The organism is Paraburkholderia atlantica, assembly GCF_009362785.1.
Taxonomy (GTDB): domain Bacteria; phylum Pseudomonadota; class Gammaproteobacteria; order Burkholderiales; family Burkholderiaceae; genus Paraburkholderia; species Paraburkholderia atlantica.
The window spans coordinates 372,015-397,799 of the sequence record NZ_WHNQ01000005.1; the positions used below are offsets into that span (position 1 = coordinate 372,015).

The 25,785-nt window shown below is 64.4% G+C and carries 23 protein-coding genes; 8 read left to right on the forward strand and 15 right to left on the reverse strand.

All coding sequences use genetic code 11. The features are described from left to right. Positions 1-277: 277 nt before the first annotated feature. From hpf to kdsD, 7 genes are all read right to left on the reverse strand, one after another. Positions 278-634 carry a ribosome hibernation-promoting factor, HPF/YfiA family gene (gene hpf, locus GCT19_RS10435; RefSeq protein WP_008921708.1) on the reverse strand — a complete coding sequence of 119 codons (357 nt, stop codon included), beginning with the start codon at positions 632-634 and terminating at the stop codon, positions 278-280. A 170-nt stretch (positions 635-804) separates the two neighbouring features. Further along, a complete protein-coding gene (locus tag GCT19_RS10440; protein WP_018434680.1) occupies positions 805-2,322 on the reverse strand; it encodes an RNA polymerase factor sigma-54 in 1,518 nt (505 codons plus the stop codon). A gap of 193 nt (positions 2,323-2,515) precedes the next feature. Next, positions 2,516-3,292: an LPS export ABC transporter ATP-binding protein gene (lptB, locus tag GCT19_RS10445; RefSeq protein WP_085951680.1), complete on the reverse strand. Its 777-nt coding sequence runs from the start codon at positions 3,290-3,292 to the stop codon at positions 2,516-2,518. Between the two features lie 17 nt (positions 3,293-3,309). After that, complete coding sequence (gene lptA / locus GCT19_RS10450; protein ID WP_018434679.1) at positions 3,310-3,981, reverse strand: lipopolysaccharide transport periplasmic protein LptA; 672 nt, start codon at positions 3,979-3,981, stop codon at positions 3,310-3,312. A gap of 39 nt (positions 3,982-4,020) precedes the next feature. Further along, complete coding sequence (gene lptC, locus GCT19_RS10455; protein ID WP_152851817.1) at positions 4,021-4,608, reverse strand: LPS export ABC transporter periplasmic protein LptC; 588 nt, start codon at positions 4,606-4,608, stop codon at positions 4,021-4,023. Further along, the gene (locus GCT19_RS10460; protein ID WP_152851818.1) at positions 4,605-5,165 is read right to left on the reverse strand and encodes a KdsC family phosphatase; all 561 of its coding nucleotides are present in this window, start codon (positions 5,163-5,165) and stop codon (positions 4,605-4,607) included. Before GCT19_RS10460 ends, lptC begins: the two co-directional genes overlap by 4 nt. Then, positions 5,165-6,148: an arabinose 5-phosphate isomerase KdsD gene (gene kdsD / locus GCT19_RS10465; RefSeq protein WP_018434676.1), complete on the reverse strand. Its 984-nt coding sequence runs from the start codon at positions 6,146-6,148 to the stop codon at positions 5,165-5,167. Before kdsD ends, GCT19_RS10460 begins: the two co-directional genes overlap by 1 nt. 205 nt (positions 6,149-6,353) lie before the next feature. Between kdsD and GCT19_RS10470 the strand changes: the two genes are divergently transcribed. The 5 genes from GCT19_RS10470 to purU all read left to right on the forward strand — a co-directional run bounded on the left by GCT19_RS10470 (position 6,354) and on the right by purU (position 11,664). Beyond that, entirely contained in the window at positions 6,354-8,351 is a 1,998-nt protein-coding gene (locus GCT19_RS10470; protein ID WP_018434675.1) for a cation:proton antiporter domain-containing protein, read from the forward strand. An 81-nt stretch (positions 8,352-8,432) separates the two neighbouring features. Further along, positions 8,433-8,999: an adenine phosphoribosyltransferase gene (locus GCT19_RS10475; protein ID WP_018434674.1), complete on the forward strand. Its 567-nt coding sequence runs from the start codon at positions 8,433-8,435 to the stop codon at positions 8,997-8,999. A gap of 161 nt (positions 9,000-9,160) precedes the next feature. After that, entirely contained in the window at positions 9,161-9,775 is a 615-nt protein-coding gene (locus GCT19_RS10480) for a LysE family translocator (RefSeq protein WP_013088335.1), read from the forward strand. 71 nt (positions 9,776-9,846) lie between these two features. After that, entirely contained in the window at positions 9,847-10,710 is an 864-nt protein-coding gene (locus tag GCT19_RS10485) for an NUDIX hydrolase (RefSeq protein ID WP_152851819.1), read from the forward strand. A gap of 84 nt (positions 10,711-10,794) precedes the next feature. Further along, positions 10,795-11,664 (forward strand): formyltetrahydrofolate deformylase, encoded by an 870-nt coding sequence (gene purU, locus GCT19_RS10490; protein ID WP_018434672.1) that lies wholly within the window; start codon positions 10,795-10,797, stop codon positions 11,662-11,664. A 58-nt stretch (positions 11,665-11,722) separates the two neighbouring features. Here purU and GCT19_RS10495 read toward each other — a convergent pair whose 3' ends face one another. The 3 genes from GCT19_RS10495 to uvrA all read right to left on the reverse strand — a co-directional run bounded on the left by GCT19_RS10495 (position 11,723) and on the right by uvrA (position 17,227). Beyond that, a complete protein-coding gene (locus GCT19_RS10495; RefSeq protein ID WP_152851820.1) occupies positions 11,723-12,949 on the reverse strand; it encodes a PepSY-associated TM helix domain-containing protein in 1,227 nt (408 codons plus the stop codon). A 284-nt stretch (positions 12,950-13,233) separates the two neighbouring features. Continuing rightward, positions 13,234-14,319, reverse strand: a complete 1,086-nt coding sequence (locus GCT19_RS10500; RefSeq protein ID WP_018434670.1) for an AI-2E family transporter — start codon at positions 14,317-14,319, stop codon at positions 13,234-13,236. Between the two features lie 34 nt (positions 14,320-14,353). Next, positions 14,354-17,227: an excinuclease ABC subunit UvrA gene (gene uvrA / locus GCT19_RS10505; RefSeq protein WP_176136925.1), complete on the reverse strand. Its 2,874-nt coding sequence runs from the start codon at positions 17,225-17,227 to the stop codon at positions 14,354-14,356. A gap of 308 nt (positions 17,228-17,535) precedes the next feature. On the opposite strand from uvrA, the gene GCT19_RS10510 reads away from it, so the two are divergent. Both GCT19_RS10510 and GCT19_RS10515 read left to right on the forward strand, forming a co-directional pair. Then, the gene (locus GCT19_RS10510) at positions 17,536-18,723 is read left to right on the forward strand and encodes an MFS transporter (RefSeq protein ID WP_152851822.1); all 1,188 of its coding nucleotides are present in this window, start codon (positions 17,536-17,538) and stop codon (positions 18,721-18,723) included. Positions 18,724-18,869: 146 nt separating this feature from the next. Next, positions 18,870-19,400, forward strand: a complete 531-nt coding sequence (locus GCT19_RS10515) for a single-stranded DNA-binding protein (RefSeq protein WP_152851823.1) — start codon at positions 18,870-18,872, stop codon at positions 19,398-19,400. 142 nt (positions 19,401-19,542) lie between these two features. On the opposite strand, the gene GCT19_RS10520 is transcribed toward GCT19_RS10515, so the two are convergent. Continuing rightward, entirely contained in the window at positions 19,543-20,343 is an 801-nt protein-coding gene (locus tag GCT19_RS10520) for a bestrophin-like domain (protein WP_018434666.1), read from the reverse strand. A gap of 261 nt (positions 20,344-20,604) precedes the next feature. On the opposite strand from GCT19_RS10520, the gene GCT19_RS10525 reads away from it, so the two are divergent. After that, entirely contained in the window at positions 20,605-22,251 is a 1,647-nt protein-coding gene (locus GCT19_RS10525) for a methyl-accepting chemotaxis protein (protein ID WP_152851824.1), read from the forward strand. Between the two features lie 358 nt (positions 22,252-22,609). Here the strand turns inward: GCT19_RS10525 and GCT19_RS10530 are convergent, their stop codons facing one another. From GCT19_RS10530 to GCT19_RS42680, 4 genes are read right to left on the reverse strand one after another with little or no spacing between them, the layout of a single operon-like run. Further along, the gene (locus tag GCT19_RS10530) at positions 22,610-23,416 is read right to left on the reverse strand and encodes a c-type cytochrome (RefSeq protein ID WP_018434663.1); all 807 of its coding nucleotides are present in this window, start codon (positions 23,414-23,416) and stop codon (positions 22,610-22,612) included. After that, complete coding sequence (locus GCT19_RS10535; RefSeq protein ID WP_184249024.1) at positions 23,413-25,038, reverse strand: b(o/a)3-type cytochrome-c oxidase subunit 1; 1,626 nt, start codon at positions 25,036-25,038, stop codon at positions 23,413-23,415. The genes GCT19_RS10530 and GCT19_RS10535 overlap by 4 nt, the downstream gene beginning before the upstream one ends. Further along, the gene (locus tag GCT19_RS10540) at positions 25,025-25,597 is read right to left on the reverse strand and encodes a cupredoxin domain-containing protein (protein ID WP_026228523.1); all 573 of its coding nucleotides are present in this window, start codon (positions 25,595-25,597) and stop codon (positions 25,025-25,027) included. Before GCT19_RS10540 ends, GCT19_RS10535 begins: the two co-directional genes overlap by 14 nt. Before the next feature lie 2 nt (positions 25,598-25,599). Continuing rightward, positions 25,600-25,776 carry a hypothetical protein gene (locus GCT19_RS42680; protein ID WP_013088348.1) on the reverse strand — a complete coding sequence of 59 codons (177 nt, stop codon included), beginning with the start codon at positions 25,774-25,776 and terminating at the stop codon, positions 25,600-25,602. Between the last annotated feature and the right edge of the window lie 9 nt (positions 25,777-25,785).

Consider the following 25,785-nt stretch of genomic DNA (forward strand, 5'->3'; position numbering starts at 1 on the left):
GTACTTCATCAGAACTGGCTTGACCCCGATGGTAACCGGAACATTATAGAACAGGGTGACAGCCGATGGTGCGGCGCGCCATCTATGCATATCAGGTTTTTCACCGCTTGCGGCGCGGAACATGTCGCGCTGCGCAAGCGTCTGCGGGAATGGTCGAGCCTGGCCTCGGCGAGGGCGCGCCGGCGTCGAACGCAAGCCGGGCGCTGAAACGAAAAACCGCCCGGTTGCGGGCGGCTTGACGGGTTTCAGAGAAATCAGGAATTTCCTCTAATTTCTCCTATTGCGGCGGCACGTCTAGTTGCGGCGCCGGCTGATACTTGATCGCTTCGTGCTGATGGCCTTGCAGGCGGTCCTTGTGGCGTATCACCTGTCTGTCGAGCTTGTCGATCATTAGATCGATCGCAGCGTACAAATCACTGTCACAACTCTCGACGAAAATATCCTTGCCCTTCAGGTGGAGGTTGATTTCCACCTTTTGACGCTTCTCCTTTTCCTTATGGTTGTCGACCGAGAGGACCACACTGCCGTCGATGACCTGATCGAAATGTCTTAGCACCCTGTCCAGTTTGGTGATCACGTATTCGCGCAACGCAGGCGTTACTTCGAGGTGGTGTCCACTGATCTTGAGATTCATAGTGCTTCTCCAAGCTAATGGCCGCTTGGTCCGCACAATGACAAAGGTCCGGTCGATCTGACGGCTTGCCTGTGTCGCCCCCCGGTGACGGACATCTGGCAGGTCGCAGCGGCCGGCCTGTCCGCCAGGTGCGGAGCGGCCGGTAAATGCCCGCTGCAAAACGCGGCGGGCTACAGAGACTTGCGCAGGTTGACTGCCGGGATTTTGAGCGCCTCACGGTATTTCGCAACGGTACGTCGTGCGACCACGAAGCCCTGTTCCGCCAGCAGTTCGGCTATGCGACTGTCTGAAAGTGGCGATTTCGGGTTTTCCGCTCCTATCAGTTGTTTGATCAGCGCGCGAATGGCCGTGGAGGAGGCCGCGCCGCCGGTGTCCGTCGAAACGTGTGAGCCGAAAAAGTACTTGAATTCCAGCGTCCCGAAAGGGGTCAGCATGTATTTACCGGTTGTCACACGCGAGACAGTCGACTCGTGTAAGCCCAGCGTATCAGCTATTTCCCGCAAAACCAAGGGGCGCATGGCGATTTCGCCGTGCACAAAAAAGCTCTTTTGACGCTCGACAATTGCCTGCGCAACTCGCAGGATCGTCTCGAAACGCTGTTGGATATTTTTGATCAGCCACCGAGCTTCCTGCAGTTGCTGCCGCAACGAACCACTGCCCGGATCGCCGCGGTTGTTGCGCAGAATATTCGCGTACAGATGGTTAATCCGCAGCTTCGGAACTACCTCGGGATTCAGCTCCGCCTGCCAGCCCTGTGCCGTTTTGCGCACCATGATGTCGGGCACAACGTAGTCCGCTTCGGCCTTGCCGTAGGCGGCACCCGGAAATGGTTCGAGCGAGCGGATCAGCACATGCGCGTCGCGCAGATCGTCGTCGCTGGCTTTCAGGTGCTTGCGCAGCCGCGTGAAATCGCGCGCGGCGAGCAACTCCAGGTAATGGCCGACAATGTCTAGCGCAAGCGTGCGCGTGGGCGACGGCTCGAGCCGCAGCAACTGCAGCTTCAGACATTCGGACGCGGAGCGCGCGCCGACACCGGGCGGGTCGAAGCTATGCAGCAGCGCAAGCGCGGCGTTCAGTTCGTCGACATCGACTTCGAGTTCTTCGGGCAGGTCGGCCAGCACTTCTTCGAGCGTGGCGGCGAGATAGCCGTCGTCGTCCAGAGATTCGATCAGGAATGTGATGAGCGCGCGGTCGCGCGGGCTCGCCTGGGTGACGCGTAGTTGCGCCATCAGGTGGTCGCGAAGAGACGTGCTCGATTCGTGGATTTGCAGCGGGGGCAGGTCGTCGTCGTCCGACGCGTTGCCGGAGCGGCCGTAGTCGTCGAGGTTCCACTGCGACGTGTCGCCGCCGCCGTCGCCCGAAAGGCCGTTGTATTCATCGACACCCTGCGGTTCGCCGCTCTCGGCGCGCTCGCCGTTGCCTTCGGACGACGTCGAACCGTTGCCGGCCATCGGATCGGCCGGCGCCGAGGAGCCCGGCGTCTGGGCGATCACGGAACCGTCGGCCGCAACCCGCAATGGGCTCGCGATCCACTCGTCTTCGTTTTCGAGGAGTGGATTCTGCGAGATCGCCATGGCGACTTCCTGCTGCAATTCGAGCGTCGACAACTGAAGCAGCCGGATGGACTGTTGCAGTTGCGGCGTCAGCGCAAGATGCTGCGATAGGCGGAGTTGGAGGCTGGCTTTCATGGCAAGTTGAGATTCATTGTAGAGAGTTTGCCACGACCGCGATACCTTGCGGCACACGCAATTTTTGGGTACGCCGAATTGGCGCGCCGCGCGGCGCCAGCCAGCGCCGCCTGACAACGAATGTGCGGGTGCCGCAAATTTTGGCGCCGCGGCCGGCCGCGCGCGCTCGCATGGCCGGGGACGCCGTGAGTGCTTACATGCGGAAGTGCTCGCCCAGATAGACGCGCCGCACGCTTTCGTTTTCGATGATGTCGCTAGGCGCGCCGGCGGCTAGCACGCTGCCGTCGCTGATGATGTACGCGTGATCGCAGATGCCGAGCGTTTCGCGCACGTTGTGGTCGGTAATCAGGACGCCGATATTGCGCTGCTTCAAGAACTTGACGATTTTCTGGATTTCCAGCACCGCGATCGGGTCGACGCCGGCGAACGGTTCGTCGAGCAGAATGAAGCTCGGATTGGTTGCCAGCGCGCGCGCAATTTCAACCCGACGACGCTCGCCGCCAGACAGCGACAGCGCCGGATTTTCACGCAGATGCGCGATCTGAAGCTCGTCGAGCAGCGCTTCGGTGCGTGACGTGATCACGTCTTTGCCGAGGCGCTTGCCGTTTTCGTCGTGCTGCAATTCCAGCACCGCGCGAATATTCTGCTCGACGGTCAACTTGCGGAATACCGACGCTTCCTGCGGCAGATACGACAGGCCGAGCGACGCGCGCTTGTGAATGGGCAGCAGGCTGATCGACTTGCCGTCCAGATCGATTTCGCCGGCGTCGAGCGGCACGAGGCCGACGATCATGTAGAAAGACGTGGTCTTGCCGGCGCCGTTCGGGCCGAGCAGGCCGACCACTTCGCCGCTCTTCACGTCGAGCGACACGTCCTTGACGACCGTGCGCGAGCCATAGCGCTTCTTCAGATTACGCACGACCAGCGAACTGCTGGTGCCGGCCGGCTTGCGATGGGGGAGCGGCGTGATGGTGCTGCTTACGGTGCTCACTGGTTCGGCGCTCCCTGAATGGAGTTGGACGGCGTGAGCGTGGCCGATGCGCCGGTCAGCGGCGCGGCGCCGGCGTTGCGCGGCGCCAGCATTGCGCGCACGCGGCCGGTTGGGTTGCCCGGACCTGCGACGTCCTTGCCCGCCTTGGCCGTGTAGAAGTCGTTCTGGCCGTCGTAGGTGATCACGCTGCCGTGCACCTGGTCGAGCAGCGTCGTCATGCTCTGCAGGCGGCGCACCGTCGCGTTGGTGGTCAGTGTGGTCAGATCCTGCTTGCCGTCGTAGTCGATACGGATGGCCGTACCCTCGATGTATTCGTCGAGCCCTTCGCGCTTCTGGCGGAAATACGACAGATTGTTGCCGCTCGAGGTGCCGGTCGCGAACTGGTAGCCTTGCGGGTCTTGCGACACTTCGACGCGATCGGCCTTGATCAGGATCGTCCCTTTGGTCGCCACTACGTGGCCGGTAAAGATGCTGACCTGCCGCAGGTCGTCGTAAGTCATGTTGTCAGCTTCGATGTTCAGCGGCTTGTCCTTGTCGGCGCGGTCCGCGTGCGCGAGCGGCGCGAAGCCGACGAGCGGCAGCGCGACGACGAGCGCAGCGAGTGCGGCGCGGCACGCGGACAGCGCGCGCGAACGGCCGGTATCAAAACGGGGGTGCGATTCGTTCATGCAGTCATGCCTGGAATGGATTACCCGGTATGCGTTGGCTTAGTGGCCGGAATCGGACGCGGCGATTGCGCCTCTTACATTGCCGAACAGCTGCATAAACCGGGTGACATTGTTGTATTTCATGCCGCTGGCAGTCATCACCGACATGCCGCGCTGAAGTTTAACTGGCTTTTCAGTCTCGATCACATCGTCGTTGACGAGGACCCTGAAATGTTCGGAATCAGCCTGCATCTGCGGATCGCCTCCGCCGGGCGCGCGCAGGATGCGGGCGTTCTGGTACAGGTTGACGATCGACGCATCCGCGTTGACCGTGCCGGTATCGCCGGTCGCGGTGACGATCGGCTTGCCGGGTTGGAACGCGCGCATGGCCGGCTTGACGAGGTCGCTCATTTCGTCGTCCTCGTAATGGATCAGCGACTGCGCGGTCAGCCGGTACTGCGTCGCGCCCGACTGATCGAGCTCGGACACCGAGAAGTTGTCCGCGAAGTAATCCGGCGTGTGCTCTTTCGGGCGCACCTCGTTGTCGGTCTTGCGCGGCAACGTGGCTTGCAGCAGCCACCACGTGATGCCGGCGAGCGCCGCCATCGCGATGAGCGGGATCAGCGAAGTCAGGCGAAACTGGTTCATCCCACGAGGCCCCGTTGCTCGCCGCTGCACGCCGCCGCAAGCAGTGCTTCATATTTGTGCTGCGCGCGCAGCAGCGTGTCGACAACTTCGCGTGCCGCGCCGTGGCCGCCGCGCGCCTCGCTGACCCAATGCGCGCGCGCGATCACTTCGGGATGCGAATTGGCCGGCGCGGCCGCGAAGCCGACCCGCAGCATCACCGCGAGATCGACCCAGTCGTCGCCCATGTAGCCGCAGTCCTCGGCGGCGAGGCCGGTTTTCTGCAGCAGGTCGGCGAACGCCGCAGGCTTGTCCTGCACGCCCTGATAGACGTGCGTGATGTTCAATTCTTTCACCCGCGCCGCCACGATGCCGGACTGGCGCCCGGTGATGATGGCCGTGTCGATGCCGGCCTGGCGCAGCAGCTTCATGCCGTGGCCGTCCATCGAGTTGAAGCCTTTCATCGTGTCGCCTTCCGCCGTGAACAGCAGTCCGCCGTCGGTCAGTACGCCGTCGACGTCGAAAATCATCAGCTTCACGCGGCTTGCGCGTTCGGTAGCGGTAGGGGGAGCAACGGCCATCAGATCACCTTCTTCGAAAACAGGTCGTGCATGTTGAGCGCGCCGATTAGCTTGCCCGATTCGTCGACGACCAGCATCTGATTGATACGATAGCGCTCCATCAGTTCCACGGCTTCGACCGCGAGTTGATCTGGCCCGATCGTGCGCGGGCCCGCGGTCATCACCGAACCGATCGGCAACTGGCGAAAATCGCCGTCGCGTTCGAGCACTCGGCGCAGGTCGCCATCCGTGAAGATGCCCGTCACACGGCCTTCGTGGTCGACGACCGAGGTCATGCCCATGCGTTTTGCGGTCAGCTGGAAGAGGGCATCGCTGACGGTCGCCTCGGGTGTGACCTGCGGCAACTGGTCGCCGGTGCGCATCACGTCGCGCACGTAGGTGAGCAGGCGTCGGCCGAGCGCGCCGCCCGGATGCGAGCGCGCGAAGTCGTCACGGCCGAAGCCGCGAGCGTCGAGCACCGCGACCGCGAGCGCGTCGCCGAGCGCGAGCGCGGCCGTCGTGCTGGCGGTGGGCGCGAGATTCATCGGGCAGGCTTCCTTGGCGACGCCGGAATTCAGATGCACGTCCGCGAGTTGCGCGAGGCTGGAGCTAGGCCGGCCCGTCATCGCGATCAGCTTCGCGCCGATCCGCTTGATGAGCGGCAGGATCGCCATCAATTCTTCGGTTTCGCCCGAATTGGACAGCGCGAGGAAGACGTCGTCGGCGGTGACCATGCCGAGGTCGCCATGGCTCGCTTCCGCCGGATGCACGAAGAACGCGGGAGTGCCGGTGCTTGCCAGCGTGGCCGCAAGCTTGCGGGCTATGTGGCCTGATTTGCCGATGCCGGAGACGACCACGCGTCCACGGCAACCCAGGATGAAATCGACCGCGCCGACAAAACTGCCGTCGAGCTGGTCGCGAAGCGCGCGCACGGCGTCCGCTTCGATGTCGAGTACGTCGCGAGCAAGCGTGAGTGCCCTGTCGCCATTGATTTTCGCTATCATGCGCGGAGTATAGCAAAGGCGCCTGTTCGCCGCGCCGGGCCTGCTGTGCCGGGCTGCTGTCTTCGTCGGCCTGTCGATAGTCTCATTTGCAGCTGCTTTGCCGTTCTTTAGCAGCTTTTTGCCGGCCCCATCCATCATGTCGCACGGGGTTCTCGTGCGCGGTTCCGCTGACGAACGAGGACGCTTCACCCATGCGTTTTTGCCGATGATTTCCCCGCTCGAAATGACGCTGTTTCTGCTGCTGGCATCGGTGGCGGGCGTGGTGATCTTTCGCTTCCTGAATCTGCCGCCGATGCTCGGCTATCTGACGGTCGGCATCGTCGTCGGGCCGCATGCGTTCGGGCTGATTCCCGATTCTGCGGGGGCGCAAAACCTCGCGGAATTCGGCGTCGTGTTCCTGATGTTCTCGATCGGGCTGGAGTTTTCGCTGGCCAAGTTGCGCACGATGCGCCGGCTCGTGTTCGGACTCGGCTTGCTGCAGGTGATCGGCACGGTCGCGGTGGCGGTGTCGCTCGGCTTCGTGCTGGAGCGCTGGGTGCATATCACGTGGCAGGCGTGCGTCGCGCTGGGCGGCGCGCTGGCGATGTCGTCGACGGCGATCGTCAGCAAGATGCTCGCGGAGCGGCTCGAGATCGAAACCGAGCACGGCCGCAACATCTTCGGCGTGCTGCTGTTCCAGGATCTGGCGGTGGTGCCGTTGCTGATCATCATTTCGGCGCTCGGCGGCCGCTCGGAGAATCTGGCCAGCGCGCTCGGCATCGCGGCGATCAAGATCGTCGTGGCCCTCGCGCTGCTGCTGATCGTCGGCCAGCGCTTCATGACGCGCTGGTTCAACGTGGTCGCGCGGCGCCGCTCGCAGGAGCTGTTCATCCTCAATCTGCTGCTGGTGACGCTCGGCGCCGCGTTTATCACCGATAAATTCGGGCTGTCGCTCGCGCTCGGCGCGTTCATCGCCGGCATGCTGATCGCCGAGACACCGTACCGGCATCAGGTGGAAGAGGACATCAAGCCGTTTCGCGACGTGCTGCTCGGGCTCTTCTTCGTGACCACCGGCATGCTGCTCAATCCGCGCGTGATCTGGGAGCATCCGCTCGTCGTGCTGGCGTTTTTCATCGGCCCGGTGCTGCTGAAGATGGTCATGATTACCGGCCTCGCGCGGCTTTTCGGCGCGACGCCGGGCGTCGCGATGCGCACCGGTATCGGTCTCGCGCAGGCGGGCGAGTTCGGCTTCGTGCTGCTGAACCTGATCCTCGACCGGCATCTGGTCGACGCGACGCTGTTGCAGACGATTCTCGCCGCGATGCTGCTGTCGATGCTCGCCGCGCCGTTCATGATCCAGAACGCGGACCGCGTCGTGCTGCGGCTGTCGTCGACCGAATGGATGATGCAGTCGTTGCAGATGACGCGCATCGCGACGCAAAGCCTGAAGCAGAGCGGCCACGTGATCATCTGCGGCTATGGCCGCGCCGGGCAGAACCTCGCGCGGATGCTCGAGCATGAAGGACTCTCTTATGTGGCGCTCGACCTCGATCCCGACCGTGTCGCGGCGGCCGCGGCGGCCGGTGAATCGGTCGTGTTCGGCGACGCGGGGCGGCGCGAGTCGCTGCTGGCGGCGGGCCTGCATCGCGCGGCCGCGATCGCGATCACGTACGCGAACACGCCGTCGGCACTGCGCGTGCTGCACAACATTCACGAGATGGAGCCGACGCTGCCGGTCATCGTGCGTACCGTCGACGACGCCGATCTGGAGAAGCTGCTCGCCGCCGGCGCGACCGAGGTGATCCCGGAGATCGTCGAGGGCAGCCTGATGCTCGCGTCGCATACGCTGGTCGTGATGGGCGTACCGATGCGGCGCGTGGTGCGGCGCGTCGAGGAGATGCGCGACGAACGCTACTCGCTGTTGCGCGGCTATTTCCACGGCGCCGACGACATCGACGACGACGACGGCCACGAGCAGGTGCGGCTACAATCGGTGCCGGTCGACGAGAGCGCCGACGCGGTGGGCCGGACGCTCGCCGAGGTGGGCCTGTACGAACTCGGTGTCGAAGTGACCGCGATCCGCCGGCACGGCATCCGCGGTGTCGAACCGGACCCGTCGACGAAATTGCGCGCGAGCGACATCGTCGTGCTGCGCGGTCTGCCCGAGCAACTGGCGCAAGCCGAGGAGCGGCTGTCGAAGCATCGCCGCGCCGCGGCGGCCTGAACCCATGAACCTGGCCCGTTCTGGCGGGCGACCCTGATTCAAGCTTTTCACCGGACCTGTCGTGGTCCATCCGGAGACATCATGTCCAACGCGCTCGCGAGCGCGCCGCTCGATGCGGCCGACTACATCAGAAGTCACATTCGCACGGTGCCCGACTGGCCGCAGCCGGGCGTGCAGTTCCGCGACATCACGCCGCTGTTGCGCGAGCCGAAGTCGCTGCGCGTGCTGATCGACCTGTTCGTGCAGCGCTATATCGACGCGAAGCTCGACTACATTGCCGGGCTCGATGCGCGCGGCTTCATCATCGGGCCGATCGTCGCGCACGAGCTGAGCATCGGCTTCATCCCGATTCGCAAGGCGGGCAAGCTGCCCTACAAGCGGATCTCGCAATCGTATGAACTGGAGTACGGCACCGCGACCGTAGAGATTCACGAGGATGCGTGCGAACCGGGCGACCGCGTCGTGATCATCGACGACCTGATCGCGACCGGCGGCACGATGATGGCCGGCAAGCTGCTGCTCGAGCGGCTGGGCGCGGTCGTCGTGGAAGGCGCGGCGATCGTCGATCTGCCGGACCTGGGCGGCTCGAAGCTGCTGTGCGAGGGCGGCCTTGCGCTCTATACCGTGACGAGTTTCGGCGGTCACTGAGCCGGCAAGCCGTCGCGGCGCGCGCCGTGACGCGGAGTTTAGTTTCTCGCCGTACTAGCAGTTAGAGCCGCACAAGCCCTGTTGGCCGCGCAAGGGCAACCGGGCTCAACGACATGGCTCCCACCAGGGCTCACCAGCCGCCCAACCAGAAGGCCACCACGATGCCCAACTTCCTGCTGTTTCTCGCCACCTCGATTGCGATCACCGTGGCGCCCGGCCCGGACAATCTGCAGGTGCTCGCGCGCGGCATTTCGCAGGGCCGCGCGGCCGGCCTCGTCGCCGCGCTCGGCTTTGCCGCCGGCATCACGTTTCATACGACCCTCGCGGCGCTCGGCGTCGCCGCGCTGCTGCGGTCATCGCCGCTCGCGTTCGAAGCGATCAAGCTCGCCGGCGCCGCGTATCTGGTGTGGATCGGCATCAAGGCGCTGCGCAGCCAGGGGCTCGCGACCGCGCACGAGCGTGCGCCGCAGCCGCTTTCGGCGGTGTTTCGCCAGAGCGTGCTCGGCAATCTGATGAATCCGAAGGTCACGCTGTTCTTCGTCGTGTTTCTGCCGCAGTTCGTGCAGCCCGGCGGCGCGCAGAGCGTGACTGTGCAGATGCTGGAGCTCGGCGCGTTGTTCATGCTGCAGACCGTCGTGGTGTTTTCGCTGTTCGGCGTGTGCGCCGGGATCATCGGTGGCTGGCTCAGACGGCGGCCGCGTGTGGGCCTGTGGCTCGATCGCGTGGCCGGCGCGACGTTCATCGCGATCGGCATTCGCGTCGCGCTGCGCGATTGACGCGCCTCACACAGCCCGTCCGCTTCGCTTTGCCCCGGTTCGCCACGACGGCGGACAGTTTGGAGTTTTCGATGACTTTGCCTTGCATCACCGCCGCGCGCCGCTTCGACGCGAACGCGCATCGGCCGTTTCTGATCGGCGCCGAACAGGTCGGCTGGATTCGCGAGCGCGACATGCCGCTGCTCGCGCGCTGGCCAGACGTGTTCGAAATCACGAACGACGGCGTGACGCTCTCCGCCACCTTCGACACCGTCGATCTGCGCAGCGCGGCGCTCGCTTCCGTGATTGGCGCGCTCGCCGCCGACGGCCGCATCCCCGGCTGGCGCAACGAAACCTACGCGATCCGCAATGCGTTCGACGCGCCGCCGCTCGCGTATATCGAGCGCGCGGCGTCGCGTTTCTTCGGCACGATGACGTACGCGGTGCATCTGAACGGCGTCGTAGAATATGCGGAAGGTGGGGCGCCCCGCGGCGCGCCGCAATTGTGGATCGCGCGCCGCAGCGACACGAAGGCCACCGATCCCGGCATGCTCGATAACGTCGTCGCGGGCGGGATCGGCTGGGGCTTCGGCATCGCCGAAACGATCGTCAAGGAGTGCTGGGAAGAAGCGGGCATTCCAGCGGAGATCGCGGCGAGCGCGGTCGCGGGCCGCACCGCGCACGTGCTGCAATCGCTGCCGGAAGGCACGCAGGCCGAGCAGATCTTCATCTACGACCTCGCGCTGCCCGCCGACTTCGCGCCGCGCAACCAGGACGGCGAAGTGGGCGAACACCGGCTCGCGCGCATCGACGAAGTCGCGCGCTGGATCGAGGAAGGCGCACTGACCGTCGACGCCAGCCTCGCGACGCTCGATTGCCTGCTGCGCCGCCGCTGGATCGACGAGGACGCGTGCGAGGGCATCGACGCGCTGTTCGCGCCGCCGGCGCTGGGCTAACCGACGCTCATCGGTCAGGCTCGCCCCGCGCAGCCAGTACCCACTGAAACAAACCACGCATTGAAGAAGGGAGTCACCGAGGTCATGTCGACCGATCACAGCTTTATCCTCAAACTGTCGTGCGCCGACCGGCCCGGCATCGTTCACGCCGTGTCGGGCTTTCTGTTCGAGCGGGGCAGCAATATTCTCGACTCCGCGCAGTTCGGCGACAGCCGCACCGGCGAGTTCTTCATGCGCGTGCATTTTCAGCAGGTGGGCGGCGATCCTGGACTCGACGCGCTGCGCGCGTCGTTCGTGGCGCTCGCCGAGCAGTTCGGCATGAGCTGGGAATTGCACGACGCGAACGTGAAGCCGCGCGTCGTGATCATGGTGTCGAAGATCGGCCACTGCCTGAACGATCTGCTGTTCCGCTACCGCACCGGTCAGCTGAACATCGACATTCCGGCGATCATTTCGAACCACAAGGAGTTCTACCAGCTCGCCGCGAGCTACGACATCCCGTTCCATCACTTCCCGCTGCTCGGCGGCACGCCCGAAGCGAAAACCGCGCAGGAAGCGCGCGTGCTCGAAGTGATCAACGAGCATCAGGCTGATCTCGTGGTGCTGGCGCGCTACATGCAGATTCTGTCGCCGAACCTGTGCGAGTCGCTCGCCGGCCGCGCGATCAACATCCACCACTCGTTCCTGCCGAGCTTCAAGGGCGCGAAGCCGTACTACCAGGCGTTCGACCGCGGCGTGAAGCTGATCGGCGCGACGGCTCACTATGTGACGACCGATCTCGACGAAGGCCCGATCATCGAGCAGGAAGTCGAGCGCGTGGACCACAGCATGACGCCGGAACAACTGACGGCGATCGGCCGCGACGTCGAGTGCGTGACGCTCGCGCGCGCGGTGAAGTGGCACGTCGAGCATCGCGTCGTGCTGAACGGCAGCAAGACGGTGGTGTTCCGCTAGGAATTGCGCCGGTAACACCGCGCCGGTCGAGGTCGGCGCGGTCCTTTCCCGGCTTACGTTACGAACGCGCTGCCGCGCCGCCCGTGCTTTTCCCGAGATTCGCGTTTTGCGCGGAACGGCGGCGCGCGCTCAGCTTCTTCAGCCAGATCAGCAGGCCCGTGACGCTCAGCACGGCCACCGCTACCCCCACCGCGCTGATCAGAATCCGCCCGCCGAGTCCGAGAATGCGCCCCGAGTGCAGCGGATACTGCACCTGCAGGAAGATGTCGCCGGCCGTGCCCTGGCCGGGAATCCGCGTGGCGAGCCGCTTGCCGGTGGCGGCGTCCCAATACATCCACGGGTTACCGAGGCCGGCGTCTCCGTGGTAGTTGCCTGGCGTGTAGAAGCCGACGCCATACGTATGCACGAACTCGGCGTAGTAGAGCCCGCCCGGCGGCGCGGCGACATGCATTTCCTTGCCGGCCCGCTCGGCGAGTTCGACGATGCGCTCGCGGCTCAGCACCTGATCGCCCGGTTGCGGCGCGCGCAGGATTTCGGGGTTGCTGAACGGATCGGGCGTCAGCGTCGACAGTCGTGACACGATCGGCTGCACCACCTGTGACGACAGATTCATCGAAATCGACGTCAGCGCGACGATTGCCAGCAGGCCCCAGATCCATACGCCGCCGGAGCGGTGCAGATCGAACGTCAACGCATAGCCGCCGCGTTTCAGGCGGAACGCGAACGACTTGCGCCACGCCTTCAGGCTCGGAAACGACAGGCACAGCGCAATCACGCTATCAAATAGCCACATGATGCCGACAATTCCCATCAGCCACGTGCCAATGTCGACACCGCCGGTGAACGGCAGCTGCAGCGTGTAGTGCAGCTTGTAGATGAACGGAATCAGGTTGAGCCGCGCGAGCGACACGGCGCCCCATTCGCGGCGCCCCTGGATCTCGCCGGTGACGGGATCGACGGCGATCTGGTTGAAGTCGAGCGGGTAGGGCCGCTTCGTCACCGGGTCGGTGCGCGGCAGCACCATCATCTGCAACGTGTGGCCGGGTTCGACCGCGAGCGGCAGATAGGTCACCAGAAGACGCGGATCGGCGGCTTCGACGCGATTCGCCAGTTCGAGGCCGGACAGCGTCGGCCCGGTCGTGCGAGCCTGGTAGAACGACGGGTTCAGCGCGGCATCGAGCTCGTGGTCCCACGCGATGATCGCGCCAGTCAGTCCCGCGACGAACAGAAACAGTGCGGTCGCGACGCCGAACCAGCGGTGCAGGCGGACAAGCTGGCGTCTCATGCGCGAGCTGGCAGCGCGTGGCAGGGACCCGCGCGGAAACGCGGACGGGAGATCAGGTGAAACATCACGATGCGGACTGAGCGTAAATAGGAATTGTTCGCATCTTAGGGGGTGGCGCCATCGGCTGCAAGTTTTCTGTCAGCAATTGGCGTCATTGCCGTCTCGCGAGAAGCAAAAAAAAGCGGCACCGAAGTGCCGCTTTCGCTTTCGTCGCCGGTGCGGACCGCCGGGTTTAATGCCGGTGGGCGCTAGTGAGTGCTGACTTTGAGGCTCGCTAATCCCGCTCACACCAACCGCAAATAAATCAGCTCCCGCTTGATGTACGCATAAAAAATCGGCGCCGCGATGACCCCGGCGATACCGAACGCCGCTTCCATCACCAGCATCGCGATCAGCAACTCCCACGCGCGCGCCTCAATTTGGCCGCCGACGATCCGCGCGTTCAGGAAGTACTCGAGCTTGTGAATCAGGATCAGGAACACGAGCGACATGATCGCCGCCGGAAAACTCACCGACAGCGCGACGGCGACAATGATCGTGTTCGAGATCAGATTGCCGATCACCGGCAGCAGGCCCACGATGAACGTGACGAGCACCAGCGTCTTCGACAGCGGCAGCCGGTCGTGGAAGGTCGGCAGGACCACGAGCAGGAAGATCGCCGTGAATACCGCGTTGAGCGCGGAAATCTTCACCTGCGCGAACACGATGCGGCGAAACGCGTCGGCAAAACGCGTGACGCGCGTGACGAACGCGGTGGACAGCGGCAGCCGCTGGATATGCTTCTGCGCGCCGACCGCGATGATCGCGCCGATGATCATGCCGAGCAGCACGTGCGTGAACGCGCGTGCCGCGGTCGTGCCGCTTTGCTGCAGCATGTTCGCGTGCGTGTGCATCAGTTCCGCCGCCTTCGTCTTCATTTGCTCGGTGTCCACCGGCAGATAGTTCGCGACGAATTGCGGAATCCTGCCGCGCGCCTGGTCGATCAGTTGCATAGCCTGATCGAGCAGTGCCTGCACGCTGGGCACGTCGTTCTCGAAATGCGAGATGATGCCGAGCGTGAGCCCCGTCAGCGCTCCGACGATCACCGTCGACAGGAGCACCACCGCGAGCCAGCGCGCCCGCCTGCTCGACATGTGACGCTCGATGCGCGGCGCGATCATTTGCACGAGCTGAAACACCAGCAGCCCGGCGAGCAGCGCGCCGAGCAGCTTCAGTTCGATGACCGCCCACATGCCGAACAGCATCACGACGTAGCTGCCGATCTCGACCGCCGACAGCTTCGGCAGACTCATGTCGCTGGTCAGCCTGACCGGGCGCGGGCGCAGGTCCTGCACCCGATCTTCTTCGCGCGCCTGATTACGCTTGGTCATGGCTTATCCCGTCTCCAACCTCGATAGTGCAGCGTTATTTTGTACTGGCGGCGCGCTTGAGCAGCGGCGCCAGATATTTTCCGGTAAAACTGGCCTTCGACTTCGCGATCTGCTCGGGCGTGCCTTGGGCGATGATCTGCCCGCCGCCGGCGCCGCCTTCGGGGCCAAGATCGATGACCCAGTCCGCGGTTTTGATTACATCGAGATTATGTTCGATGATCACGACGGTATTACCCTGGTCACGTAACCGGTGTATGACTTCCAGCAACAGCGCGATATCGTGAAAGTGCAGGCCGGTGGTCGGTTCGTCAAGGATGTATAGCGTGCGACCGGTATCACGCTTGCTCAGTTCCAGCGACAGTTTCACCCGCTGTGCCTCGCCGCCCGACAGCGTGGTGGCCGACTGACCAAGGCGAATATAGCCGAGACCGACGTCCAGTAGGGTTTTCAGCTTGCGCGCGACGACCGGCACGGCCTTGAAGAACTCGTACGCGTGCTCGACCGTCATGTCGAGCACTTCGCTGATGTTGCTGCCCTTGTACTGGATATCGAGCGTTTCGCGGTTGTAGCGCTTGCCGTGGCATACGTCGCACGGCACGTACACGTCGGGCAGGAAGTGCATTTCCACTTTCAGCACGCCGTCGCCCTGGCACGATTCGCAGCGCCCGCCCTTCACGTTGAACGAAAAGCGGCCCGGATCGTAGCCGCGCTCCTTGGCGGCCGGCACGCCCGCGAACAGCTCGCGGATCGGCGTGAAAAGGCCCGTGTAGGTTGCCGGATTCGAGCGCGGCGTGCGGCCGATCGGCGACTGGTCGACGTTGATCACCTTGTCGAAGTGCTCGAGGCCCTCGATCGACTCGTACGGCGCCGGCTCCGTGGCCGAGCCGTACAGATGATGCGCGACCGCGTGATACAGCGTGTCGTTGATCAGCGTCGACTTGCCCGAGCCGGACACGCCGGTCACGCAGGTCAAAAGACCCACGGGCAGATCGAGCGTCACGTTGTGCAGATTGTTGCCGTGCGCCTCGACGATGCGCAGGTGCCGCTCGTCGGGTTCCTTGCGCTCGTCCGGGTATTCGATCGTGCGCGCGCCCGACATGTACTGTCCCGTCAGGGACGCCGCGTTCTTCTGTATCTCTTTGGGCGTGCCCTCGGCGATCACCATGCCGCCGTGCTCGCCGGCGCCCGGGCCCATGTCGACCACGTAGTCGGCCATGCGGATCATGTCCTCGTCGTGCTCGACGACGATCACCGAATTGCCGAGATCGCGCAGATGCTTGAGCGTCGAGATCAGCCGGTCGTTGTCGCGCTGATGCAGGCCGATCGACGGTTCATCGAGCACGTACATCACGCCGGTCAGCCCCGAGCCGATCTGCGAGGCGAGGCGAATGCGCTGCGCTTCGCCGCCCGACAGCGTTTCCGCGCTGCGTTCCAGCGACAGGTAGTCGAGCCCGACGTTGTTCAGGAACATCAGTCGCGCGACGATCTCCTTGACGACCTTGTCGGCGATCTCGCGCTTCGAGCCTTCGAGGCGCAGCGTCTGAAAGTAGCCGAGCGCATCGCGCAACGGCCAGCCGCTGATCTCGAAGATGCCGCGCGCGTCGCTGTCGGCGCCGATGCGCACGAAGCGCGCCTCGCGACGCAGTCGCGTGCCCGCGCACGCCGGGCAAGGCTGGTTGTTCTGATACTTGGCGAGCTCTTCGCGCACCGCGGACGAATCGGTTTCGCGGTAGCGCCGCTCCAGATTCGGGATGATCCCTTCGAACACGTGCTCGCGCACCGACGTGCGGCCGCGCTCGTTGATGTACGAGAACGGAATCTCCTGCTTGCCCGAACCGTACAGCAGGATCTTGCGGACTTTCTCCGGCAGGTCTTCGAACGCGGTGTCGATGTCGAAGTCGTAGAACGCCGCGAGGCTCTGCAGCATCTGGAAGTAGAACTGGTTGCGCCGGTCCCAGCCCTTCACCGCGCCCGCCGCGAGCGACAGCGACGGATGCGCGACCACCCGCTTCGGATCGAAGAACGTGATCTGGCCGAGGCCGTCGCACTCGGGGCACGCACCCATCGGGTTGTTGAACGAGAACAGCCGCGGCTCGAGCTCCTGCAGCGAATACGAGCAGATCGGGCAGGCGAACTTCGAGCTGAACAGATGCTCCTTGTCCGTATCCATTTCGAGCGCGATCGCGCGGCCGTCGGCGAGACGCAGCGCCGTTTCGAACGATTCGGCGAGACGCTGCTTCATGTCGGGACGCACGCGCAGACGGTCGATCACGACGTCGATTGTGTGCTTGTCGTTCTTCTTCAGCTTCGGCAGCGAGTCGACTTCGTAGATTTTCGCGGTGCCTTCGTTGGCGGTGCCGCCGCCCGAGCGCACGCGAAAGCGCACGAAGCCTTGCGCCTGCATGTCTTCGAACAGATCCGTGTGCTCGCCCTTGCGATCGCTGACGACGGGCGCGAGGATCATCACGCGCGTTTCTTCAGGCAGCGCGAGCGCCGCGTCGACCATCTGCGACACGCTTTGCGCTTCGAGCGGAATCTCGTGATCGGGGCAGTAGGGCGTGCCGACGCGCGCGAATAGCAGACGCAGATAGTCGTGGATTTCGGTGACGGTGCCGACCGTCGACCGCGGATTGTGCGAGGTCGCCTTCTGTTCGATCGAGATGGCTGGCGACAACCCTTCGATCAGGTCGACGTCCGGCTTTTCCATCAGTTGCAGGAACTGCCGCGCGTAGGCCGACAGACTTTCGACGTAGCGCCGCTGTCCTTCCGCATACAGCGTATCGAACGCCAGCGACGATTTGCCGGAGCCCGAAAGCCCCGTGATAACGACGAGCTTGTGACGCGGTAGGTCGAGATTGACGTTCTTCAGGTTGTGGGTGCGAGCCCCACGAATACGGATTTGTTCCACGGATCTATTCCATGAACTGCGGAAAGGGAAAGAGGCCAAACCTGCTACTATAACGACTTTTCCAGACCGCCGTTACGGCGTGCTTACAGCGGGAAAGAGGCGTAGCTGGGGCCGTTTTCCGTGAGTACAAGATGCCGCGAGGGGCGAGCGTCGGCGGGCGCGGTAGGGCACGGGCTTTGCGCGTCGCGTCGGCGCGGACCTGCCGATATGCCGGGGCTGGCCGCCCACCTGTTCGTCCTGCTCCACTGCGCCGGCGGTAAAGGCTGTCCCCACGGGCTCACCGCCCGGTTCATTCAAACAACGCTTCGATGTCCAATCCGTCCGCCATCTCCACACGCATGAGCGCGCCCGAATTGCGCGCGACCGTGTCGCTTGCCGCCATCTTCGCGCTGCGCATGCTGGGTCTCTTCATGATCATGCCGGTGTTCTCGATCTACGCGAAGACCATCCCGGGCGGCGAGAACGTGCTGCTCGTCGGCATCGCGCTTGGCGCGTACGGCGTCACGCAGTCGATGCTCTACATCTTCTACGGCTGGATCTCCGACAAGGTCGGCCGCAAGCCGGTGATCGCGACGGGCCTGCTGATCTTCGCGATCGGCAGCTTCGTCGCGGCGGCCGCGCACGACATGACGTGGATCATCGTCGGCCGGGTGATTCAGGGGATGGGCGCGGTGTCGTCGGCGGTGATCGCGTTCATCGCCGATTTGACCGCGGAGGAGCACCGCACGAAGGCGATGGCGATGGTCGGCGGCAGCATCGGCGTGTCGTTCGCGGTCGCGATCGTCGGTGCGCCGATCGTGTTCCACTGGCTCGGCATGAGCGGGCTCTTCACGCTGGTCGGCGTGTTCGCGATCCTCGCGGTCGGTGTCGTGCTGTGGGTCGTACCCGATGCGCCGAAGCCGGTGCACGTGCGCGCACCGTTCGCCGAAGTGCTGCACAACGTCGAGCTGCTGCGCTTGAATTTCGGCGTGCTGGTGCTGCACGCGACGCAAACCGCGCTGTTCCTCGTCGTGCCGCGTATTCTCGAAGCGGGCGGCCTGCCGGTCGCGTCGCACTGGAAGGTGTATCTGCCGGTAATGGGGCTGTCGTTCGTGATGATGGTGCCGGCGATCATCGCCGCCGAGAAGCGCGGCAAGATGAAGATCGTGCTGCTGTCGGCGATCGCTCTTATCCTGATCGGCCAGTTGTTATTGGGCGTTGCCCCGCATACGATTCTGAGTGTGGCGGCGATCCTGTTCGTGTACTTTCTCGGCTTCAATATTCTCGAGGCCTCGCAGCCTTCGTTGGTGTCTAAGCTCGCGCCGGGCACCCGTAAAGGCGCCGCGGCCGGCGTGTACAACACCACCCAGTCGATCGGTCTTGCGCTGGGCGGGATGATCGGCGGCTGGCTGCTGAAGGCGAACGGCCAGAGCGCGGTATTCTTCGCCTGCTCCGGGCTGGTATTTTGCTGGCTTATAATCGCCGCAAAGATGAAACAGCCGCCGCGCAAGGCGTAACACAGCGTACTCGGGGCACTTCCCGAATCATCCAGAACTCACCCGGCGGCGGGCAGAGGCGCTCTTCTGGTCTCGGGCCTGCCGGCCATGGGACGCGAACCGCGTAGTGCCGCGCCGCCTGCAACAGGAATCAACAGGAGAAATTCATGGCATCCGTGAACAAGGTCATTCTGGTCGGCAACCTCGGCGCCGATCCGGAAGTCCGCTATCTTCCGAGCGGTGACGCAGTGGCGAACATCCGCCTTGCAACGACGGACCGCTACAAGGACAAGGCGTCGGGCGAGATGAAGGAAGCCACCGAGTGGCACCGCGTCGCGTTCTTCGGCCGCCTCGCGGAAATCGTGGCGGAATATCTGAAGAAGGGCTCGTCGGTGTACCTGGAAGGGCGCATCCGCACGCGCAAGTGGCAAGCGCAGGACGGCACCGATCGTTACTCGACCGAAATCGTCGCGGAACAAATGCAGATGCTCGGCGGCCGTGGCGGCGCGTCGATGGGTGGCGGCGATGAAGGCGGTTACAGCCGTGGCGAACCGTCGGAGCGTAGCGGCGGCGGCGGTGGTCGCGGCATGTCGTCGGGCGGCGGCTCGCGTGGCGGCAGCGGCGGTGGCGGCGCGAGCCGTCCGAGCGCGCCGGCTGGCGGCGGCTTCGACGAGATGGACGACGATATCCCGTTCTGACCGTTCCGGCTCCATGCCAAACCGGCCAGCGTCCCGCTGATCGACACAACGAGAAAGGCCCGCCTTCTGCCAGCAGAGCGGGCCTTTCTGTTTGCCGGCATCTTTTACGCCGCACGTGCGCACGGAGCCTTCCCTCCAAAGCTCACCTGCTCAAATGCTCCAACGTATCGCGCAACGGCAGACTCGAAATCACGATCGGCCCAGTGAACGGCGAGTCCAGATCGACGATCACATAAACCGCCGAAGCAATCGACACCGCCCCCAGCGTGATCGTCACCAGCGCCAACGCATTACGCGGCGCGATCAACCCGAAGCTCAGAAAGATCACGCCTAGCCAGAACGTCAGCGTCTTGAAGAACGGCTGCGAAATCGAGCTGTGCCCTTCCTCGATGATTTTCCAGCGCGCGTCGATGACGCGCCGGTACTGTATCAACGCGTCATCGAGCGCGCGTTGCTGCAACGCGTCCTGCGTGCGCAGTTGTCGCAATTGCCGCCCCACCGTGGTGAGCATGTCGCCCAGACGCACGTTTTCGAGTCGCTGCGAATTGTCGGGCGGGCCGAGATCGCGTGGATAGTCGCCGCTTGGCGCGGGCTCGCGCGGCCACGTCGACGCGATCGCCGCCGCCGTGTACTGGCGCAACAGGCGCCTCGACTCGTCGGCTGAGCTGCCGAGCTCGCGCAGCGTCGTGTCGAACTCGATCAGTTCGGCCGCATAGCTGCGCATATCGTTCGACGCGGTGTCGAAGCTCGATTTCGCCGATGCCGTCATCAAACCCAGCACCAGCGCGGCGAACGTCACCAGCATGCCGATCACGAGTTGCACGAGCTGTACGGTCTCATGCGCCTTGTGCTCCTCGGGCAGCAGCGGCCGCACCCCGACGCCGAGACCGGTGGCGATCAGCAGCAGCGCGAATACGAGTACGGCCGAACCGATTTCCGACATGGGCGCGCTCCGGGCTGGAAGGGGCTTCGACAGACGAGCTGCAGCAAACGGGCTTCGAAACTCTATTGATGTAACGCAAGCCGGGCGAGCGATCAACCATAAAGTTTTCGACCGATACGCCGTTGTCCTCAATGTGCTGTTTGCTTAATTTTCAGACAAGTTGCGGACCGGGCCGAACGGCGTGGGCGCAGCCTGCGTGGCCATGCAGCTATCGTTAGCGATACGGAACCATCGGCCGGGCAGCCCAAGGAGAGCAGTCCGATGTTGAAAAAACTGTCGATTCGCACCAGCCTCACCCTGATGATCGTGTTCTTCGGCATCACGCTGCTGCTCGGCGCGGCCGCGGGATTGTTGTCGCTGCGCTCGTCGAACGCGTCGCTGCAACAGATGTACACGGTCGACACGCCCGCCGTCGCCGACCTGGAAGGCAGCTCCGGCCAGTTGCTGCGCCTGCGTCTGGCGCTCGCGACCTATGCGTCGCTCGTGGCTCTGAACGATCAGGACGGCGCGAGCGCCGTGCTCAAGCGCTTCGACCAGTACCGCAAAGCTTCTGACGAGCGGCTTGCCCACTATTTGAGCCATGCGGGCACGGATGCCGATGAGCAGCGTCTGATCGCCGACATGCAGCAAAAGCGCGACGCGTTTCTGCGCGATGGCGTCGATCCGACGCTCGCCGCGCTGAAGTCGAGCGACACCAACGCCTTCCAGCAATTGCAGGCGCATAAGCTGCCGTCGCTGTACAGCGCGTACGAGAAGGCGATGCTCGCGCTCGAGCAGTTGCAGCTCGATCATGGCGCGCAGCGCTATAAGGATGCGCAGGACCTGTTTTACGCGATCAGCACCGCGGTGGCGATCGGCATTGGGCTGTCGCTGGTCGGCGGCTTGCTCGCCCGCTTCGTGCTCGTGCGCGCGATCGTCACGCCGGTCGATGCGACGATCGCTCAGTTCCAGCGTATCGCCAACGGCGACCTCAGCGGCCGCGTCGAAGTGCTCGGCGGCAACGAAATGGGGCGTCTCGCGGCTGCGCTGCGCAAGATGCAGGAGTCGCTGATCGCGACCGTCAACGCGGTTCGTCAAGGCACCGAATCGATTGATACCGGCGTCAGCGAGATCGCGGCGGGCAACGCCGATCTGTCGCAACGCACCGAGGAGCAGGCCGCGGCGCTCGAGGAAACGGCCGCGAGCATCGAAGAGCTGACCTCGACGGTCAAGCAGACGGCCGACAACGCGAAGCAGGCAAGCACGCTCGCACAGGGCGCCTCGACGCTGGCCGCGCAGGGCGGCGAGTTGACCGAGCAGGTGGTCGGCACGATGCACGGCATCGTCGACGATTCGCGGCGGATTGCCGATATCGTCGGTGTGATCGAGGGGATCGCGTTCCAGACCAACATCCTCGCGCTGAACGCCGCAGTCGAGGCGGCGCGCGCCGGCGAGCAGGGACGCGGCTTCGCGGTCGTCGCGAGCGAAGTGCGCTCGCTCGCACAGCGCAGCGCGGCGGCGGCCAAGGAGATCAAGGGCTTGATCGATGCGTCGACCGCGCGCGTGGAGCAGGGCTCGCAGCTCGTCGAACGCTCGGGTAGGACGATGAACGACATCGTCGGCGCGATCGCGCGCGTCAGTTCGATCATGAACGAGATCGCGGCGGCAGCGCTCGAACAGAGCACCGGCATCGATCAGGTCAATCGCGCGGTCGGTCAGATGGACGAGGTCACGCAACAGAATGCGGCGCTCGTCGAGCAGGCGGCCGCAGCGGCGAGTTCGCTGGAAGATCAGGCTCGGCGCCTGTCGGCGGCGGTGGCGGTGTTCCGGACTGGCAGCGAGTCGCGCGGCGGTGTTTCGGCGCCAGGCGCGAAGCTGGCCGGGGTTGCCCGCGAGCGGAGCCTGGAGAGCGAGTTCGTCGCGGCGTGATGCGAGCCGTTGCGCGGGATCACCGCGCAACTTCTCACAGTCTCTCTACTGGATGGCTACCTAATACCTCACCACGGCGTCGACTTGCTAGGACGCCATCAGCCGCGCGAGGTTGCGCATCTGCGAGTCGATGTTGTTGCGCCGCGCCCGCAGCGAACGCCTGCAACTGCGCGGTCAGATAAGCCGTTGATTGTCGCCCAGCCACGGCGCCGGGTTCTTGAGATCGAGTTGGCCGTGACGCGCGGCGCAAGGTCCGATATTGCGTCGCGGGTGGCCCTGCATCACGAGCCCGACCGCGATAGCGAATAGGTCACGGCGTGACGCGAGCCGTTGCGCTGCGTCACCGCGCATCTTCCCACTACTGCATGGCCGCGTAATACCTCGACACGGCGTCCATTTCCTCGGGCGTCATCTGCCGCGCGACATGGCGCATCTGCTCGTTGATGTCGTTGTGCCGAGCGCCCGAAGCGAACGCTTGCAACTGCGCGGTCAGATAGGCCGCCGACAGTCCGCCGAGCCACGGTGCCGCGCCTTTGCGGTCTAGCTGGCCATGGCACGCCGCGCACGGCGCGATATTGCGTTGCGGATCGCCCTGCATCACGAGCCTGACTGCAATCGGATCGGGTGCTTCGCCGGCCCGGGTTTTCTCGGCCGCAGGAGCGCGCGGGAGCGACGCGTAGTAGGCCGCAAGATCGTTCAGATCCTGATCGCTGCGTCCCGCGACGATCGGCTGCATGACCGCGCTTGGCCGCTGGCCGCTCTGAAAGTCGCGCATTTCCTTGTAGATCACGTCGGCGTACTGTCCGGCTAGCGGAGGCGCGGTGACCTGCACGGTAGCGAGCACGCCGTGGCACATCGAGCAGTGCTGATTCGCAAGCGTCGCACCGCGGCCGATCGAATCCGCCAACGGGTGATTCGCGCCGGAAGGCGGTAAGACGACGACGTCACTCGGTACCTGGCTCTTCTCATTGCCGCTGTACCAGCTCGACGGCACGCCGGCGGCGCCGCAAATCCTCGCCCACAGACTGAGGTCGCCGAACGCGCTACTCGCGGACGGCAGCCATACGAAGCCGATCAGAATGCCGACGATCGCAACCCCGAGCGTGCCGCCGACGCTCCACACGAACCACGGATTGCGCAGGGTGAACAGGCGTTCTTCGTTCATCGCGACGCTCCGACGACGACTGCCGGCACCGAAGTCTGCGGCAGTCCGAGCAACTGGAAGATCGGGAAGCTGTAATTGACGACCGTGAGCCCGATCATCAGCGCGACCCACAGGCCGAAGCCGTTGAGCGCGACCGGCACGCGCTCGACCGGGTGCGCCGCGACCGCGAAGCGGAACGCCGGCGGTTCTTCCACGGGGCCGAACTGCGATTTCGCGAGGATATAGACGAACTGCAGGCCGGACACCAGCAGGATCAGGCCGCCCACCGCCGACATGACGACCCACACGCCCTGTCCCTGCACGCCGGGCATCGCGTAGTCGTAATAGGCCATGCGGCGCGGCGCGCCGAGCAGGCCGACCCAATGCCACGGTATCGTGACCACCATCATGCCGATGAACCACAGCCACAATTGCGTGCGCATCAGTTTCGCCGACCCGATCGCGCGGCCGGTCAGTTGCGGCCACAGTTCGTATGCGATCACGAAGTACATGATGACGATCGCGCCGCCGAAAATCAGGTGGAAGTGGCCGGTCACCCACTGCGTGTTATGCACGGTCGAGTTCAGCTGATAGCTCATGTTGATGAGGCCGCCCGCGCCGCCGAAGCCGAGCATCACGAATGAGAACGCGACCGCCAGCATGATCGGGTTGCTCCACGGCAACGCGGTCAGCCAGCCGAGCGCGCCCTTGCCGCCGTGCAGCCGGCCGGCGATTTCCACCGACGCGCAGATCGTGAACACGGTCAGCAGCGTCGGCACCGACACCATGCCGGTGAATACCGCATGCAGGAACTTGAAGCCAGCGCCGACCTGCGGGTCGACGAACAGGTGATGGATGCCGATCGGCATCGCGAACACGAGGAACAGGATGAACGACACGCGTGCCATCGAGTCGCTGTAGAGCCGTCCGCCGATCGAGCGTGGCACCAGCGTGTAGAACGCGATGTAAGCCGGAAACAGCCAGAAGTAGACGATCGCGTGCAGCGTCCACGAGAACAGCACGCGCGCGAGGCCGGCGTCGATCGTATGGGCGAAACCGAGTGCGACGGGCAGGATCTGGAACAGGATCTCGAGCGCCGCGCCGACCGCGGTCCAGGCCCACAGGTACGCTCCCGCGACGTTCGCGAACATCGCGAGCGGCACAGGCTTGCCCGGGTTCGCACGCTTCCAGATCCGCAGGTTCACATGCATCAGCGCGACCCAGATCCACGAGCCGACCACCACGAGCACGACGCCGAGATAGTAGAACGGGCTGCCGATCATCGGCGGATAGAACGTGTAGAGCACCGACGCCTTGCCGAGCGCGACCGGCACCATCGCCATCACGGCGCCGACCCCCAGCATGATGAAGGCGGCCCACGCCCATTTGAGGCCGACGAGGCGCTGCCCAAGCGAGAGTTCGACGATTGCGTAGCCGAAGGCCATCGCGATCAGCGTCGGCATCACGTAGGCCATCACGGTGCCGTGCGCGGTCACCGAACGGTAGTACAGCTCTGGATCGCCGATCCACGGCAACAGGGGACTGCGCACCAGCATCTGCCATGCGCCGAGGCATAGCGCGATCGCGAACGTGATGAAGGCGAGCCAGAAATGCGCGAGTACGAGTCGCTTAGCGTGGAACACAGCTCAGTCTCCGTGATTGTCGTGCCTGCTCGAAGAAGGCGGCTTTGTCGATCACCTTCACGTGCGCCCACATCGTCTGATGGCCGAAGCCGCAGAATTCGTGGCACGGCATCGCGTGATCGGCGGGATGGTCGAACTGCGTGTTCAGCGTCGCGACGTAGCCGGGCACGATCATCGTGTTGATGTTGGTGTCGGTGACGAGCAGGCCGTGCACGACGTCGGCGCTGGTGGTGCGGATCGTGATCGGCGTATCGGCGGGCACCAGCAGACATTGCGGCGTGAACGAGTACTGCTGCGCGACGAAGCGCACGATCACCGAGCCGTCCGGCTGCACCGCGCTGCCGAGATTGTCCTCGGCGAATTCGCCGGATAGCTGCAGGCGCGACGGATCGATCGTCTCGACGCGCGACGGCGGCATCATCGACCAATGCACGCCCACGAACACGACAACGGCTAGCATCAGCACGATCATCGCGACCGCGAAGATGGCCCAGCGCCGCTCGGCGCGCAATGCGACCGCGTGGCCGCTACCCGGTTGATGAGAAGAGTCGGTCGACATGGTCAGTGGATGATGCCGCGCGGCAGAAACGCGAAAAAGTAGAAGGCGAACCAGATCAGCATCACGATGACGGTGGCGACGCCGGCCAGCGCGATCGCGCCGCGCGGACCGGCCGCGACGACGTGTTCGACTTCGTCGTCGGTCGGCGGGGCGGCGCTGGGCGGGTCGTTCGCTTTCATGTCGATGGT

Excerpts from the sequence above, each read along its gene's own strand:
- GCT19_RS10485 (WP_152851819.1), top strand. The coding sequence starts at position 9,847 with ATGACTTTGCCTTGCATCACCGCCGCGCGCCGCTTCGACGCGAACGCG.
- kdsD (WP_018434676.1), bottom strand. The coding sequence starts at position 6,148 with ATGATAGCGAAAATCAATGGCGACAGGGCACTCACGCTTGCTCGCGAC.
- lptC (WP_152851817.1), bottom strand. The coding sequence starts at position 4,608 with ATGAACCAGTTTCGCCTGACTTCGCTGATCCCGCTCATCGCGATGGCG.
- purU (WP_018434672.1), top strand. The coding sequence starts at position 10,795 with ATGTCGACCGATCACAGCTTTATCCTCAAACTGTCGTGCGCCGACCGG.
- GCT19_RS10510 (WP_152851822.1), top strand. The coding sequence starts at position 17,536 with ATGTCCAATCCGTCCGCCATCTCCACACGCATGAGCGCGCCCGAATTG.
- GCT19_RS10530 (WP_018434663.1), bottom strand. The coding sequence starts at position 23,416 with ATGAACGAAGAACGCCTGTTCACCCTGCGCAATCCGTGGTTCGTGTGG.
- lptA (WP_018434679.1), bottom strand. The coding sequence starts at position 3,981 with ATGAACGAATCGCACCCCCGTTTTGATACCGGCCGTTCGCGCGCGCTG.
- GCT19_RS10540 (WP_026228523.1), bottom strand. The coding sequence starts at position 25,597 with ATGTCGACCGACTCTTCTCATCAACCGGGTAGCGGCCACGCGGTCGCA.
- GCT19_RS10470 (WP_018434675.1), top strand. The coding sequence starts at position 6,354 with ATGATTTCCCCGCTCGAAATGACGCTGTTTCTGCTGCTGGCATCGGTG.
- GCT19_RS10525 (WP_152851824.1), top strand. The coding sequence starts at position 20,605 with ATGTTGAAAAAACTGTCGATTCGCACCAGCCTCACCCTGATGATCGTG.
- hpf (WP_008921708.1), bottom strand. The coding sequence starts at position 634 with ATGAATCTCAAGATCAGTGGACACCACCTCGAAGTAACGCCTGCGTTG.
- GCT19_RS10480 (WP_013088335.1), top strand. The coding sequence starts at position 9,161 with ATGCCCAACTTCCTGCTGTTTCTCGCCACCTCGATTGCGATCACCGTG.
- GCT19_RS10460 (WP_152851818.1), bottom strand. The coding sequence starts at position 5,165 with ATGGCCGTTGCTCCCCCTACCGCTACCGAACGCGCAAGCCGCGTGAAG.
- GCT19_RS10500 (WP_018434670.1), bottom strand. The coding sequence starts at position 14,319 with ATGACCAAGCGTAATCAGGCGCGCGAAGAAGATCGGGTGCAGGACCTG.
- GCT19_RS10520 (WP_018434666.1), bottom strand. The coding sequence starts at position 20,343 with ATGTCGGAAATCGGTTCGGCCGTACTCGTATTCGCGCTGCTGCTGATC.
- GCT19_RS10440 (WP_018434680.1), bottom strand. The coding sequence starts at position 2,322 with ATGAAAGCCAGCCTCCAACTCCGCCTATCGCAGCATCTTGCGCTGACG.
- GCT19_RS10515 (WP_152851823.1), top strand. The coding sequence starts at position 18,870 with ATGGCATCCGTGAACAAGGTCATTCTGGTCGGCAACCTCGGCGCCGAT.
- GCT19_RS42680 (WP_013088348.1), bottom strand. The coding sequence starts at position 25,776 with ATGAAAGCGAACGACCCGCCCAGCGCCGCCCCGCCGACCGACGACGAA.
- GCT19_RS10495 (WP_152851820.1), bottom strand. The coding sequence starts at position 12,949 with ATGAGACGCCAGCTTGTCCGCCTGCACCGCTGGTTCGGCGTCGCGACC.
- GCT19_RS10475 (WP_018434674.1), top strand. The coding sequence starts at position 8,433 with ATGTCCAACGCGCTCGCGAGCGCGCCGCTCGATGCGGCCGACTACATC.